At 66.1% G+C, this 13,849-nt stretch carries 12 protein-coding genes and 2 pseudogenes; 12 read left to right on the top strand and 2 right to left on the bottom strand.

The features are described 5' to 3' along the window. The first annotated feature begins 15 nt into the window (after window positions 1-15). The 5 genes and pseudogenes from G6N41_RS09700 to G6N41_RS09680 all read left to right on the top strand — a co-directional run bounded on the left by G6N41_RS09700 (window position 16) and on the right by G6N41_RS09680 (window position 2,750). Window positions 16-936: pseudogene (locus G6N41_RS09700) on the top strand (phosphotransferase family protein). Further along, complete coding sequence (locus tag G6N41_RS09695; RefSeq protein WP_198967229.1) at window positions 936-1,277, top strand: DUF6285 domain-containing protein; 342 nt, start codon at window positions 936-938, stop codon at window positions 1,275-1,277. The pseudogene G6N41_RS09700 and the gene G6N41_RS09695 overlap by 1 nt, the downstream one beginning before the upstream one ends. Before the next feature lie 11 nt (window positions 1,278-1,288). Further along, window positions 1,289-1,699 carry a nuclear transport factor 2 family protein gene (locus tag G6N41_RS09690; protein WP_012393331.1) on the top strand — a complete coding sequence of 137 codons (411 nt, stop codon included), beginning with the start codon at window positions 1,289-1,291 and terminating at the stop codon, window positions 1,697-1,699. A 35-nt stretch (window positions 1,700-1,734) separates the two neighbouring features. After that, window positions 1,735-2,274 (top strand): YceI family protein, encoded by a 540-nt coding sequence (locus G6N41_RS09685; RefSeq protein ID WP_012393330.1) that lies wholly within the window; start codon window positions 1,735-1,737, stop codon window positions 2,272-2,274. A 74-nt stretch (window positions 2,275-2,348) separates the two neighbouring features. After that, window positions 2,349-2,750: an Rv3143 family two-component system response regulator gene (locus G6N41_RS09680; protein ID WP_011740418.1), complete on the top strand. Its 402-nt coding sequence runs from the start codon at window positions 2,349-2,351 to the stop codon at window positions 2,748-2,750. Between the two features lie 36 nt (window positions 2,751-2,786). On the opposite strand, the gene G6N41_RS09675 is transcribed toward G6N41_RS09680, so the two are convergent. Beyond that, a complete protein-coding gene (locus G6N41_RS09675; RefSeq protein ID WP_198967228.1) occupies window positions 2,787-4,373 on the bottom strand; it encodes a phospholipase C in 1,587 nt (528 codons plus the stop codon). 181 nt (window positions 4,374-4,554) lie between these two features. Beyond that, window positions 4,555-5,907: a PPE family protein gene (locus G6N41_RS09670; protein ID WP_198967227.1), complete on the bottom strand. Its 1,353-nt coding sequence runs from the start codon at window positions 5,905-5,907 to the stop codon at window positions 4,555-4,557. Between the two features lie 419 nt (window positions 5,908-6,326). Here G6N41_RS09670 and G6N41_RS09665 point away from each other — a divergent pair, with 419 nt between their 5' ends. The 7 genes and pseudogenes from G6N41_RS09665 to G6N41_RS09640 all read left to right on the top strand — a co-directional run bounded on the left by G6N41_RS09665 (window position 6,327) and on the right by G6N41_RS09640 (window position 13,832). Continuing rightward, entirely contained in the window at window positions 6,327-6,710 is a 384-nt protein-coding gene (locus G6N41_RS09665) for an NADH-quinone oxidoreductase subunit A (protein WP_011740422.1), read from the top strand. A gap of 8 nt (window positions 6,711-6,718) precedes the next feature. Next, complete coding sequence (locus G6N41_RS09660) at window positions 6,719-7,273, top strand: NuoB/complex I 20 kDa subunit family protein (protein WP_198967226.1); 555 nt, start codon at window positions 6,719-6,721, stop codon at window positions 7,271-7,273. After that, window positions 7,270-8,007 (top strand): NADH-quinone oxidoreductase subunit C, encoded by a 738-nt coding sequence (locus G6N41_RS09655; RefSeq protein ID WP_198967225.1) that lies wholly within the window; start codon window positions 7,270-7,272, stop codon window positions 8,005-8,007. Before G6N41_RS09660 ends, G6N41_RS09655 begins: the two co-directional genes overlap by 4 nt. A gap of 16 nt (window positions 8,008-8,023) precedes the next feature. Then, window positions 8,024-9,322, top strand: a complete 1,299-nt coding sequence (gene nuoD / locus G6N41_RS09650) for an NADH dehydrogenase (quinone) subunit D (RefSeq protein ID WP_198967224.1) — start codon at window positions 8,024-8,026, stop codon at window positions 9,320-9,322. Window positions 9,323-9,387: 65 nt separating this feature from the next. After that, window positions 9,388-10,072: pseudogene (nuoE, locus tag G6N41_RS28330) on the top strand (NADH-quinone oxidoreductase subunit NuoE). After that, window positions 10,072-11,418, top strand: a complete 1,347-nt coding sequence (gene nuoF / locus G6N41_RS28325) for an NADH-quinone oxidoreductase subunit NuoF (protein ID WP_231608897.1) — start codon at window positions 10,072-10,074, stop codon at window positions 11,416-11,418. The pseudogene nuoE and the gene nuoF overlap by 1 nt, the downstream one beginning before the upstream one ends. Continuing rightward, window positions 11,415-13,832 (top strand): NADH-quinone oxidoreductase subunit G, encoded by a 2,418-nt coding sequence (locus tag G6N41_RS09640; RefSeq protein WP_198967222.1) that lies wholly within the window; start codon window positions 11,415-11,417, stop codon window positions 13,830-13,832. Before nuoF ends, G6N41_RS09640 begins: the two co-directional genes overlap by 4 nt. Window positions 13,833-13,849: the final 17 nt, after the last annotated feature.

The following is a 13,849-nucleotide window of genomic DNA, read 5'->3' as shown; positions in this document are numbered from 1 at the left end:
ACCGTGTTGCGCCCGATGCTGGGCACCGAGGTGGCCATCGACAAGCTGCGCGCACTGACCGGCGGAGCCAGCAGGACCACCTGGGCATTCGACGCCGTTACCGGCCACCGACGCCGATCGCTGATCCTGCGCACCGGGCCGCCCGACGATGTGCACGCCGGCATGGAGCTCGAAGCCCGCGTTCAGGCCGCCGCCGCGGCCGCCGGTGCACCGGTCCCCCACGTGCTGGTCGCCGACGACTCCCCCGCGGCACTGGGCAATCCGTTCCTGATCTGCGACGAGGTCGGCGGCGAAACCATCGCCCGGCGCATCCAACGCCAGCTCGACGACGCGGGCCGGCAGCGGCTACTGGGTGAATGCGCGCAGGCGCTGGCCGCGATTCACCGCGCCGACGCCGGCGACGCCGGCCTTGTCCACGAAGACCCGGTGGCGCACTGGCGTGAACGGCTCGACGCGATGGGTGAGTCCACCGCCACCTTCGAATGGGCGTTCCGCTGGCTCGATGCCCATCGGCCGGCCGAGTCGGCACCGGTTCTGGTGCACGGCGACTACCGGATGGGGAATCTGATCGTCGAGGGATCCGGGCTTGCCGCCGTGCTGGATTGGGAGCTGGTGCACGTCGGTGCGGGATACGAGGACCTGGCCTGGTTCTGCGTGCGGGCCTGGCGGTTCGGGGCTCCGGCCAGCTACGGCGCCGGCGGGATGGGCAGCATCGAGGACTTCCTGCGGGCCTACGAGCGGGCCGGCGGCACCGCCGTCGACCGAGGCGCTTTTCACTGGTGGCTGGTGTTGGCCACGCTGCGTTGGGGTGTGATCTGCCAATACCAGGCATGACGCCACTTGAGCGGGCAGGCCCGCTCGGTGGAGTTGGCGACGATCGGCCGACGGGTATGCGAGAACGAATGGGATCTGCTGGACCTATTGGAGGTGCCCTGATGCGCACCGGCGACTACGGGCGTCCAACCGCGGCCGAGCTCGTGGCCGCCGTCGCCGAGTTCCTGGAGGGCGATGTCCGGGCGGCGACCGACGGGCAGGTCAACTTTCATGCCAGGGTGGCCACCAATGCCCTGCGCATCGTCGAGCGAGGGCTGCTCGGGCCCGGTGACGCCGAGGTGCGGACCGCGCTGGGCGAGTTGGGCTTCGCCGACGAGGCCGCTCTGGCCGCGGCCATCCGGGCCGGCGAACTCGACGGTCGCGCCGAGGTGGTCATCGGGTGCCTGCGCACACTGGTGCGACATCGATTGGCAGTTGCCCACCCCGGATACGACAGCGAATAGGAGCCCGGCGCATGCCCCCACCGCCCCTATCCAGCACCGAGGCGATCACTGAGGTAGCCGACCGATTGTTCACCGCGATCGAGAACGGCGACCGGGCCGAAGTCGACCGGATGTGGAGCCCCGACATTGCGGTCTGGCGGGTCGGCGCGCGCCGGGACAACGACAAGGCCCGCGCGCTGCGGGTGATCGATTGGTTCCTCTCGGCGACCACCGAGCGCCGCTATGAAATCCTGGACCGTCGGGTGTTCAGCGACGAATCAGCCAGCGGCTTCGTCCAACAACACACGTTGCACGCGACCGGCCGAGCCGGCCAGGTGATCGCGATGCGGGTCTGCATCGTGATCAAGCTGGACAGAGATGGTGTGATCAACCGTATCGACGAATACTTCGACCCCTCCGAACTCGCGCCCCTGCTCGACTAGGGCGCCGACGAGCTCGACAACCGTGAGGAGCGATGATGACGACCCTGGAAGCTCTGCTGAGCGATCCCGACGCCCAAGGCCCATGGCATCTCGTCGCCGATCGCTCGACCATCACCTTCAAGATCAAGAACATGTGGGGTCTGCTGACCGTCAAGGGCGAATTCACCAACTTCGGCGGCTACGGCGAGTTGGCCGACCACGGCGCGGTCTCCGGTCATCTGGAGATCGAAACGGCCTCGGTGCGCACCGGCATCGGCAGCCGGGACAAGCATCTGCGCTCAGCTGACTTCTTCGATGTCGAGCGTTTCCCGCAGATCCGCGTGGTGGTCACCGGACTGCAGCCGACCAAGGGCCGCGGGGCCGACCTGCGAGCGAACTTCACCATCAAAGGCGTCGGCGACCCGGTACCGCTGCCGGTGACAATCACCGAGTTCGGCGACGGCTCGGTGCGGATCTGCGGCGAGGCCGAAATCGATCGCGCGCAGTTTGGCCTGGACTGGAACAAGTTCGGGGTGATGGCCAGGACGGCGACCGTGTCGGCGGTGTTGGTCTTCGCCCCGGCGCGGGTCGTCTGATTCAACGCGGGTCCAGCGCACTTGCCGTGGTGCCACCCGGCGCCGGGCAACCGGAGACCAGTAGCATCTGCACCGTGGCCGACTCCAGCGAAGACCTGCGGATCCTCGTCTACAGCGACAATGTCCAGACCCGCGAACAGGTAGTGCGGGCGCTGGGCAAACGGCTACATCCGGACTTGCCCGCGCTGACCTACGTCGAGGTGGCGACGGGCCCCATGGTTTTGCGGCGAATGGACGAAGGCGGCATCGACCTGGCCATTCTCGATGGTGAGGCGACACCCACCGGGGGCATGGGAATCGCCAAGCAGCTCAAGGACGAACTGGATAACTGCCCGCCGCTGGTGGTGCTCACCGGCCGCCCCGACGACGCCTGGCTGGCCAGCTGGTCGCGGGCCGAGGCCGCGGTGCCTCACCCCATCGACCCGATTGTGCTGGGCCGAACGGTGCTGGGTCTGCTCCGCGCGCCCGCGCTGTAGCCCAAGCGCTTGGTCCGGCCCGGTGTGGCCGGCCGGTCAGCAAGGCCCGCTGGGGATCCCGCGGGCGGGGGTGGTTTCCTGCGACGGCAGGGACTGTGGGAACGGCACCCGATAGGGAATTCCCTGCGGGGAGCCGGTGTAGGGATTCGGGTTCACCCCCACCGTGCCCAACCACACGTTGGGAATGCACTGCGGCAGCTTGGGCAGGGCGGCCAATCCCGGATGACTCAGGCTGGGCCGCGACGGGTTGGGCGGGACGGCGAAGTTGAATGCCGAGGTCATGTCGCCCACCGTGCTGTCGCGCCAGGGGGTGAGATTGGGGACCGGTACCGAAAACCGCTTGCTGATCAACTTCAGCTGCGAGGTGTGGTCGAACACGTCGTGGACCATCAAGCCGCCGCGGCTAAACGGCGAGATGACAATGCCGGGGACGCGATAACCCAAGCCGATCGGCCCGCGTATGCCACCGGCCCCCGAGACCGAATTGATGTCCGGCACGGTGAGGTATTCGCCGGGAGTTCCCTCCGGCGCGGTAGGCGGAACGACGTGATCGAAAAAGCCGCCATTTTCGTCGTAACCGACGATCAGCGCCGTCTTCTCCCATACCGCCGGATTGGATAGCAAGATCCTGAGCAGGTTCACGATGGCGACGGCTCCGACGGCCGGCGGGAAGGCGGGGTGTTCGGATTGAGGGGTGTTGGGGACCACCCAGGAAACCAGCGGCAGCCTATTGGCCTTGACGTCGGCCATGAATTCGAAGGGATAGGTGGGGGCCATTCCGAAGCGAGCCAACTCTGAGCGCGGGTCCTGCGCTTGCTTGAAGAACATCACTATGTCGTCGTAGGTGTAGTTGAAGTACTGGTTGAGGACCGGCCCCAGGGTCTTGTTTCGATACAGCTTCCAGCTGATGCCCGCGGCGCTGAGATTCTCCGGCATCGTGGTCCAACTGAACCGGCCGATCGGGTCGGTCGGAGGGCTGGTCAGCTGCGGGCCGCCCTGGGTGCCGTCGGCACCGAGGCTGGCGCTCAACCAGTACAGCCGGTTGGGCAGGGTGGGACCGAGCACCGAGGAAAAGTACCGATCGCACACCGTGAACGTGTCCGCGAGCAGGTAGTGGATCGGTATGTCTTTGCGGGTGAGATAGCCCATCGTCACCGGGACGTTGCCGCCGTTGGGCAGCGGACTGTGGCCGACCTGCGCCGGCAACCAGTTGTCGTTGGCCCCGCCGTTCCAGGACTTGTGCATCGCTTCCCAGGAATGATCGGGGTCGCTGAGGCATTCGCCGTCGACGAACGGTCCCCGCGTGGTATCGAAGCGGTAGGGCATCGTGATGCCCGCGGGGTCAATTGTCTGGGTCTGCGGGTTCCAGCCTTTCTGCTGGAAAAGTGGTGAACCGCTGTCGAAACCGTCGGTGGCCGAAAGTGTGCCGAAATAATGATCGAAGGACCGGTTTTCCATTAGGAAAAACACAAAGTGTTCTATGTCGTTCAAGTGACCGGAGCAGGGCCCGGCTCCGTAAGCCTTTTCTATCACCGGTCCAGCGAAGGACATTAGCGCTCCAGTGCCGCCAGCAGATGCTTTGGCCAAAAACTTGCGACGCGACATACCGCTGAGTTTGTTCATCTCCCCTCCCACGTATTTCACGTCAAGTTAGGGGAACGCGGGCATAAAGCGCCGCAGCGACATAGTCACGTGTCGCAGTGCACGAATTTGTTTACCGAGTAGCTACCCGGCCGACAGTTAAAGTTTGCGCAAAGCCCGGAGGACGGGCTTTCGCGGGTGAGCGCGCTTGGGCGCCGGTTGTTCAGCCACCCCGCATTTGAATGCCGGACGGTTCCTGCACGCGAGAGCGCAATTCCCCGGCCACCGCCTCCGGCCGCAACGGCACCACGGTGTCCTCGGCAGCTGTCTGTTCGGCACCATCTTGTTGATCCTGCGTTGGCGCCGACCGCTTCGATTCCGTTCCGGCCGGCGAATAACGCAGCGGCGACGCGGGAATTCCGGTAGTACCGGTGGCCCGCGCTGCCTGAGGCTTTGATCCCGGTGCGGCCGCCGCGGCAATGCCGGGATCCGCCGTCGGCAAGACCGCCATTTGCGGTACCGGCGCTTCGACTTCCTCTGGCGCCGGAGCCGCTGCTTCGGGTTCTGGAGCCGCGGGGGCGGTCTCTCGGACCGGCGGGCCGGCATTCACCGGCCCGGATTGACCACCACTGGCCGCCATCGCGGCGCGGGCGGCAGCCATGCCAGCGATCGGCATGGCCATGGCTCCCATCCCGGGAGTCGCCGCGCCGGCACTGGCGGCCATCCCGCCACCGCCGCCGCCGACACCGCTACTCGCCCCATCGACGGTGCCATTGGCCGCACCGCCCGGGGCCACCATGGCACCGGAATCTGCGCCGCCCCCACCACTGGCGTAACCGCCCGCACCAACCAAACCGGCACCTCCGGCACCGCCACCAGCAACAACGCTGGAGCTGGCGTCACCACCAGCATTGGCGCCGGCGGTGTCGCTGCCCGCACCCGCGCCACCTTGGCTCCCAGGGCTCCCCGCGGCGCCGCCCACCATGCCGGACCCGCCGGCAAAACCACTACCGGCACCGGCGCCGCCCGCCAGGCCGGAGGCAAGCCCCGGCAAGCCCTTCAGCACGGATTGCCACGGCACCACTTGCGCCGCCACCGCCGACACCCCGGAGTAGTACCCGGACATCGCCGCAACGTCGGCGGCCCACATCTCTTCGTAGATGGACTCGGCAGCCGCTATCGCCGGTGCGTTCTGACCGAACAGATTCGACATCACCAGCTGCACGAATGCATTGCGGTTGGCCGATATCGATGTCGGAAGCACCGTTGCGGCCTGCGCCGCCTCGAACATGCTTGCCACGGCCCGGGCGTTGCCCGCCGCTCCTGCCGATTGCGCCACGGCCGCGGCCAACCAGCCCGCGTACGGCGCCGCCGCCGAGGCCATCGCCATCGCCGCCGAACCCTGCCAGGCCTGACCCGCCAACCCGGCGGTCACCGAAGCAAACGATTGCGCCGCGGTTCTCAGCTCCTCGGCAAGCCCCTGCCAGGCCGCGGCCGCCTCCAGCATCGGCGCTGTGCCAGCACCAATAAACATTCGCAGAGAATTGATCTCCGGTGGCAGCACAAAGAAACTCACGGCATCAATCCTCCCAGATCGCGGGGCAGTATTGCACTGCCTTTCGCGAACTCCCCAGCGACAACCCGCCAGCAGCAAACATTAGCAACAAGTGGTGCCAGTTATCCGACGGTTTACCTGACTTTCATAGGAATCCGCACCGGCACTCGACGGCAACCAGCTACGTCAATCGGCGGCAATCGCCGATGACGCGACCCCGCGCTGACCCTGGCCGCTCATCACCGTGACCAGCAAGCCAGGCGCGACGCGGCCGCGCATCCTGGGGATGTCCACCAGGTTGACCCCCCGGCATGTAGCCCCGCCGAAGCGCGACTATGTTGAAGGTCACTGTGACGGTCCACACGCCCGGTCCGTCACAGCAGCCCAGTCAGCCGCCCGGCCGCCGTGCTGGCGGCCCGTACGACGGATCATGGAGCGACTTGAACGCTTACATACCCATCTTGGTACTGGCGACGCTCGCCGCCGGCTTCGCCGTGGTCTCGGTTGTGATCGCAAGCCTGGTCGGACCGACCCGCTTCAACCGGTCGAAACTTGCCGCCTACGAATGCGGAATCGAACCCACCGAGGCGCAAGCCGGGGCCAGCGGCCGCGAAACGGCGAGCGGGCAGCGGTTCCCGGTGAAGTATTACCTGACCGCAATGTTGTTTATCGTCTTCGACATCGAAATCGTGTTCCTCTATCCATGGGCGGTCAGCTTCGATGCACTGGGGACGTTTGCTCTAGTTGAGATGGCGATATTCATGCTCACGGTGTTCGTGGCGTACGCATACGTGTGGCGCCGCGGGGGCCTGACGTGGGATTGAGGTAGGTCGTGGGACTGGAAGAACAACTACCCGGCGGAATCCTGTTGTCGACAGTCGAGAAGGTAGCGGGCTATGTCCGCAAGAACTCACTGTGGCCGGCGACGTTCGGGCTGGCATGCTGCGCAATCGAGATGATGGCAACCGCGGGGCCGAGGTTCGACATCGCCCGGTTTGGGATGGAGCGGTTTTCGGCGACGCCACGCCAAGCGGACCTGATGATTGTGGCGGGGCGGGTCAGCCAGAAGATGGCGCCGGCGCTGCGCCAGATCTACGACCAGATGGCCGAGCCGAAATGGGTTCTGGCCATGGGCGTGTGCGCATCGTCGGGCGGGATGTTCAACAACTACGCGATCGTGCAAGGCGTGGACCACGTTGTTCCGGTCGACATCTACCTGCCCGGCTGTCCACCCCGTCCGGAAATGCTGTTGCACGCAATCCTCAAGCTGCACGAGAAGATTCAGGAAATGCCGCTTGGCGTCAACCGGGAACGCGCCATCGCCGAAGCCGAAGAGGCGGCGATGTTGGCCAGGCCCACTATCGAGATGCGTGGATTGCTGCGATGAGCTCGCCAGACCAGAACCCATCAGACGCAGCGGGCCAAACCGGCTCCTCCAATGAAGAAGTGGTCGACGTGCGTCGCGGCATGTTCGGCGTCAAAGGCACCGGCGACACCTCCGGATACGGGCGATTGGTGCGCGAGATCGTGCTGCCGGGCAGTAGCCCCCGCCCGTACGGCTTCTACTTCGACGAGATCGCCGATCGCCTGGCCGAGGCGCTGAACCGCGACGGCGTCGAATTCGAGGATGCCATAGAGTTCGAGGATGCCATAGAGAAAGTCGTGGTCTATCGCAACGAGTTGACCCTGCACGTTCGCCGCGAGGCCCTACTGCGAGTCGCACAGTCCCTCCGCGACGAGCCAGAATTGCGCTTTGAGCTGTGCCTGGGAGTCAACGGGGTGCACTACCCGCATGAGACCGGCCGCGAACTACACGCGGTTTACCCGCTGCAATCGATCACCCACAACCGTCGCCTGCGGCTGGAAGTGTCTGCCCCCGACAGCGATCCGCATATCCCGTCGCTATACGCCGTCTACCCGACCAACGATTGGCATGAGCGCGAGACATACGACTTCTTCGGCATCATCTTCGACGGGCATCCCTCGCTGACGCGAATCGAGATGCCTGATGACTGGCAGGGGCACCCACAGCGCAAGGACTATCCACTCGGCGGCATCCCGGTCGAATACAAGGGAGCGCAGATACCCCCGCCCGACGAGCGAAGGGGTTACAACTCATGACGAAACAAGAAGAGAAATGACCGACACCGAAACCGTGCTGGTCGCGGGCGGACAGGACTGGAACGAGATCGTCGAGGCCGCCCGCGGCGCCGACCCCGGGGAACGCATCGTCGTCAACATGGGGCCCCAGCACCCTTCCACCCATGGGGTGCTTCGGCTGATCCTCGAGATCGAGGGTGAAACCGTCACCGAGGCCCGGTGCGGAATCGGCTACCTGCACACCGGAATCGAGAAGAACCTCGAATACCGGTACTGGACTCAGGGCGTCACCTTCGTGACCCGGATGGACTACCTGTCGCCGTTCTTCAACGAGACCGCCTACTGTCTGGGTGTCGAGAAACTCCTGGGCATCACCGACGAGATTCCCGAGCGGGTCAACGTCATCCGGGTGATGATGATGGAGCTCAACCGGATCTCCTCGCACTTGGTCGCTTTGGCCACCGGCGGCATGGAATTGGGTGCCATGACACCGATGTTCGTCGGTTTCCGGGCCCGCGAGATCATTCTCAGCCTGTTCGAGTCGATCACCGGCCTGCGGATGAACAGCGCCTACATCCGGCCCGGCGGTGTGGCACAGGACCTGCCACCGGATGGGCCTACCGAGATCGCCAAAGCCATTGCGGATCTTCGCCAGCCGCTGCGCGAGATGGGGGATCTGCTCAACGAAAACGCTATCTGGAAGGCGCGCACCCAGGACGTCGGCTACCTGGATCTGGCCGGATGCATGGCCCTGGGCATCACCGGCCCGATCCTGCGATCCACGGGGCTGCCCCACGATCTGCGCATGAGCGAGCCCTATTGCGGCTATGAGAACTACGAGTTCGACGTGATCACCGCTGACGGTTGCGATGCCTACGGCCGCTACATGATTCGTGTCAAAGAGATGTGGGAATCGATCAAGATCGTCGAGCAGTGTCTGGACAGGCTGCGACCCGGGCCGACCATGATCGAGGACCGCAAACTGGCGTGGCCGGCCGATTTGAAGGTGGGGCCCGACGGCATGGGCAACTCACCCGAACACATCGCCAAGATCATGGGTAGTTCGATGGAAGCCCTGATCCACCACTTCAAGCTGGTCACCGAAGGGATCCGGGTGCCGGCCGGTCAGGTGTACGTGGCTGTGGAATCACCGCGCGGCGAGCTCGGCGTGCACATGGTCAGCGATGGCGGCACCCGCCCATACCGCGTGCACTACCGCGACCCCTCGTTCACCAACCTGCAAGCGGTTGCAGCAATGTCCGAAGGCGGGATGGTTGCCGACTTGATTACCGCGGTCGCCAGCATCGATCCCGTGATGGGAGGGGTGGATCGGTGAACGCGCCACAAAGTCAGCCGGTATTCGTCCGGCTCGGACCGCCGCCCGAGGAGCCCAACCAATTCATGGTTGAGGGTGCCCCGAAGTCCTACCCGCCGGATGCGCTGGCACGGCTGGAGATCGAAGCCAAGGAGATCATCGGCCGCTATCCCGACCAGCGCTCCGCGCTGCTGCCGTTGCTGCACCTGGTGCAGGGCGAGGACTCCTACCTGACCCCCGCGGGCCTGCCGTTCTGCGCAAATCAGTTGGGCCTGACCGGAGCCGAGGTTTCGGCGGTGGCCAGCTTCTACACCATGTATCGCCGTGGGCCGACCGGCGAATACCTGGTCGGCGTCTGCACCAACACCCTGTGCGCGGTGATGGGCGGCGACGCAATCTTTGAGACCCTCAAAGACCACCTCGGCGTCGGCAACGACGAGACCACCTCCGATGGCTCGGTCACCTTGCAACACATCGAATGCAACGCGGCGTGCGACTACGCGCCAGTAGTGATGGTCAACTGGGAATTCTTTGACAACCAGACACCGGAATCGGCGCGCGAACTCGTTGACTCGCTGCGCTCGGGCGAACCGATCGCGCCTACCCGGGGCGCTCCACTGTGCGGCTTCCGCCAGACATCGCGCATTCTGGCCGGCTTGCCCGACCCGACCCGACCAGGGCCAGGGCGGTGCGGGTGCCGCGACATTGGCCGGACTGCGGGTGGCGCAAGACAACGACATGCAGGCACCGCCGGCACCTGGAGGGCAGTGATGACTTCCCAGGCAACACCTTTGACGCCGGTCATCAGTCGTTACTGGGACGACCCCGAGTCGTGGACGCTGGCCACCTACCGTCGTCACGACGGGTACCGGGCGCTGGAGAAGGCCCTGGCCATGGGGCCCGACGCGGTGATCGGAACGGTGAAGGATTCGGGTCTGCGCGGACGCGGCGGCGCCGGCTTCTCCACCGGCACCAAGTGGTCGTTCATTCCGCAGGGCGATGCCGGTCCCGCGGCCAAGCCCCACTATTTGGTGGTCAACGCCGACGAGTCCGAACCCGGCACGTGCAAAGACATTCCGCTGATGCTGGCCACACCGCACGTGCTCGTCGAGGGCGTCATCATCGCCGCCTACGCGATCCGGGCCAGCCACGCGTTCATCTACGTGCGCGGCGAGGTGCTGCCGGTGTTGCGCCGCCTGCAGAACGCGGTGACCGAGGCATACGCCGCGGGATTGTTGGGCCGCAACATCAATGGCTCCGGATTCGATCTGGAACTGGTGGTCCACGCCGGCGCGGGCGCCTACATCTGCGGCGAGGAGACCGCGCTGCTGGATTCGCTCGAGGGCCGGCGCGGTCAGCCACGCCTGCGGCCCCCCTTCCCCGCGGTTGCCGGGCTCTACGGCTGCCCGACGGTGATCAACAACGTCGAAACGATCGCCAGCGTCCCGTCCATCATCCTCAACGGAGTCGACTGGTTCCGCTCGATGGGCAGCGAGAAGTCGCCCGGCTTCACCCTGTATTCGCTGTCCGGCCACGTCACCCGGCCCGGCCAGTACGAGGCCCCACTGGGGATTACCCTGCGCGAATTGCTCGACTACGCCGGCGGGATACGGGCCGGGCACCAACTGAAGTTCTGGACGCCGGGCGGATCGTCGACCCCATTGCTCACCGACGAGCGCCTCGATGTGCCGCTGGACTACGAGGGCGTCGGCGGCGTGGGGTCCATGCTGGGCACCAAAGCGCTGGAGATCTTCGACGAGACCACCTGTGTGGTCCGTGCGGTGCGGCGCTGGACCGAGTTCTACAAGCACGAATCATGCGGCAAATGCACCCCGTGCCGAGAAGGCACGTTCTGGCTGGACAAGATCTACGCGCGCCTCGAAACGGGCAAGGGCACCCGCGAGGATATCGACAAGTTGCTCGACATCTCGGATTCCATTTTGGGAAAGTCGTTCTGCGCCCTGGGTGACGGAGCTGCCAGCCCGGTGATGTCCTCGATCAAGCACTTCCAAGACGAGTACATCGCCCACGTCGAACAGGGCGGTTGCCCCTTCGATCCCCGGGACTCCATGCTCACAGCAGGCCGGAACACCGCGAAAGGGACTGGGCCACAATGACAAGTGCGGCCAATACCAAGACCGGCGACGGAGTGAGCCAGCCGGAGCTGGTAACGCTGACTATCGACGGTGCCGAAATCAGCGTTCCCAAAGGGACTTTGGTTATTCGGGCCGCCGAGCTCATGGGTATACAGATCCCACGGTTCTGTGATCACCCGCTGCTCGAGCCGGTCGGCGCGTGTCGGCAATGTCTGGTCGAGGTGGAGGGGCAGCGCAAGCCGTTGGCGTCGTGCACCACCGTGGCCACCGACGACATGGTGGTTCGCACCCAGCTCACGTCCGAGGCCGCCGACAAGGCGCAGCACGGTGTGATGGAATTGCTGCTGATCAACCACCCCTTGGACTGCCCGATGTGCGACAAGGGTGGTGAATGCCCGCTGCAGAACCAGGCCATGTCCAACGGGCAGCCCGAGTCGCGGTTCACCGACGTCAAGCGCACCTTCGCCAAGCCGATCAACATCTCCGCGCAAGTGTTGCTGGACCGCGAACGCTGCATCCTGTGCGCCCGGTGCACCCGGTTCTCCAACCAGATTGCCGGGGACCCGTTCATCGACATGCAGGAGCGCGGCGCCCTGCAGCAAGTCGGCATCTATGCCGACGAACCGTTCGACTCCTACTTCTCGGGCAACACCGTGCAGATCTGCCCGGTGGGTGCGCTGACCGGGACCGCCTACCGGTTCCGGGCGCGCCCATTCGATCTGGTCTCGAGCCCCAGCGTCTGCGAGCACTGCGCATCGGGGTGTGCGCAACGCACCGACCATCGCCGCGGCAAAGTGCTGCGCCGGCTCGCCGGTGATGACCCTGAAGTCAACGAAGAGTGGAACTGTGACAAGGGCCGCTGGGCGTTCACCTACGCGACCCAGCCGGACGTCATCACCACTCCCCTGATCCGCGATACCGACGGCAACCTGGTCCCGGCATCGTGGTCGCACGCCATCGTGGCAGCGGCCCGGGGCCTGCAGGAAGCCCGCGGCCGCACCGGTGTGCTGGTCGGCGGCCGGGCCACCTGGGAGGACGCCTACGCCTACGCCAAGTTCGCGCGAATCACCCTGGATAGCAATGACATCGACTTCCGGGCCCGGCCGCACTCGGCCGAGGAGGCCGACTTCCTGGCCGCACGTATCGCGGGACGGCCGGTAACCGTCAGCTACGCCGACCTGGAATCCGCGCCGGTGGTGCTGCTGGTCGGGTTCGAGCCGGAAGACGAGTCGCCGATCGTGTTCTTGCGACTGCGTAAGGCGGCGCGCAAAAACGGTCTTCCCGTTTACGCTCTCGCCCCGTTCGCCACCCGCGGCCTGCAGAAGATGTCGGGCCGGCTGATCAAGACCGCTCCCGGCGCCGAGCCCGCGGCGCTGGACGCCCTGGCCACCGGCGAGCTAGGTGACCTGCTGGCGACGCCGGGCGCGGTCATCATGGTCGGCGAGCGCATGGCCACGGTGCCCGGTGGATTGTCCGCCGCGGCACGGTTGGCCGACAGCACCGGCGCCCGGCTGGCCTGGGTACCACGGCGGGCCGGGGAACGTGGCGCACTGGAGGCCGGCGCGCTGCCCACGCTGCTGCCCGGCGGCCGTCCGCTGGCCGATGACACCGCCCGCTCGCAGGTTCGTGCGGCATGGCACGTTTCCGACTTGCCGACCGCCCCTGGACGTGACGCGGCCGGCATCCTGGCCGCCGCCACCGACGGGGACCTGGACGCCCTCCTGGTGGGAGGCTTGGAGCCCGACGACTTCGCGGACCCTGACGTGGTGCTGGCCGCGCTGGAAGCCGCCGGGTTCGTGGTCAGCCTGGAACTGCGGCACAGCCCCGTCACCGAGCGGGCCGACGTGGTGTTCCCGGTCGCGCCGACCACGCAGAAGTCCGGAGCGTTCGTCAACTGGGAGGGCCGCTACCGCGAATTCGAACCGTCGCTGCGGGGCAGCACCCAGCAAGCCGGCCAGTCAGATCACCGGGTCCTCGACGCGCTGGCCGATGAGATGGGCGTCTATCTAGGGATGTCGTCGGTCGAGTCGGCGCGCGAAGAGCTCGCGGCGCTGGGCAACTGGGATGGCAAGCACGCCGCCAGCCCCCATATCACTGCCGCCGGTGCGGCCCAACCCGCGGCGGGTGAGGCCATCCTGACGGGCTGGCGGATGCTGCTCGACGCGGGGCGGTTGCAGGACGGCGAGCCCCATCTGTCCGGCACCGCACGGCCACCGGTGGTGCGTCTGGCGGCAGAAACTGCCGCCGAGATCGGCGCCGCCGACGGCGACGCGGTGACCGTCAGCTCGTCACGCGGCTCGATCACCTTGCCGCTGAACATCACTGACATGCCCGAACGGGTGGTGTGGCTGCCCCTCAACTCGCCTGGTTCGGCGGTGTATCGCCAGCTGGGCGCGGGGATCGGCAGCGTCGTACGAATCGGCGCCGGCTCATGACCCGCGCCGGCGACGAT

Source organism: Mycobacterium shottsii (genome assembly GCF_010728525.1).
In the GTDB taxonomy this organism is placed as follows: domain Bacteria; phylum Actinomycetota; class Actinomycetes; order Mycobacteriales; family Mycobacteriaceae; genus Mycobacterium; species Mycobacterium marinum.
The sequence above is the reverse complement of the archived record's forward strand: the minus strand, read 5'-3'. Positions and strand labels throughout refer to the sequence as shown.

What these genes read in the sequence shown, in the direction of transcription:
- G6N41_RS09675 (WP_198967228.1), bottom strand. Translation starts at nt 4,373, where the DNA reads ATGAACAAACTCAGCGGTATGTCGCGTCGCAAGTTTTTGGCCAAAGCA.
- G6N41_RS09655 (WP_198967225.1), top strand. Translation starts at nt 7,270, where the DNA reads ATGAGCTCGCCAGACCAGAACCCATCAGACGCAGCGGGCCAAACCGGC.
- G6N41_RS09690 (WP_012393331.1), top strand. Translation starts at nt 1,289, where the DNA reads ATGCCCCCACCGCCCCTATCCAGCACCGAGGCGATCACTGAGGTAGCC.
- nuoD (WP_198967224.1), top strand. Translation starts at nt 8,024, where the DNA reads ATGACCGACACCGAAACCGTGCTGGTCGCGGGCGGACAGGACTGGAAC.
- G6N41_RS09640 (WP_198967222.1), top strand. Translation starts at nt 11,415, where the DNA reads ATGACAAGTGCGGCCAATACCAAGACCGGCGACGGAGTGAGCCAGCCG.
- nuoF (WP_231608897.1), top strand. Translation starts at nt 10,072, where the DNA reads ATGACTTCCCAGGCAACACCTTTGACGCCGGTCATCAGTCGTTACTGG.
- G6N41_RS09685 (WP_012393330.1), top strand. Translation starts at nt 1,735, where the DNA reads ATGACGACCCTGGAAGCTCTGCTGAGCGATCCCGACGCCCAAGGCCCA.
- G6N41_RS09695 (WP_198967229.1), top strand. Translation starts at nt 936, where the DNA reads ATGCGCACCGGCGACTACGGGCGTCCAACCGCGGCCGAGCTCGTGGCC.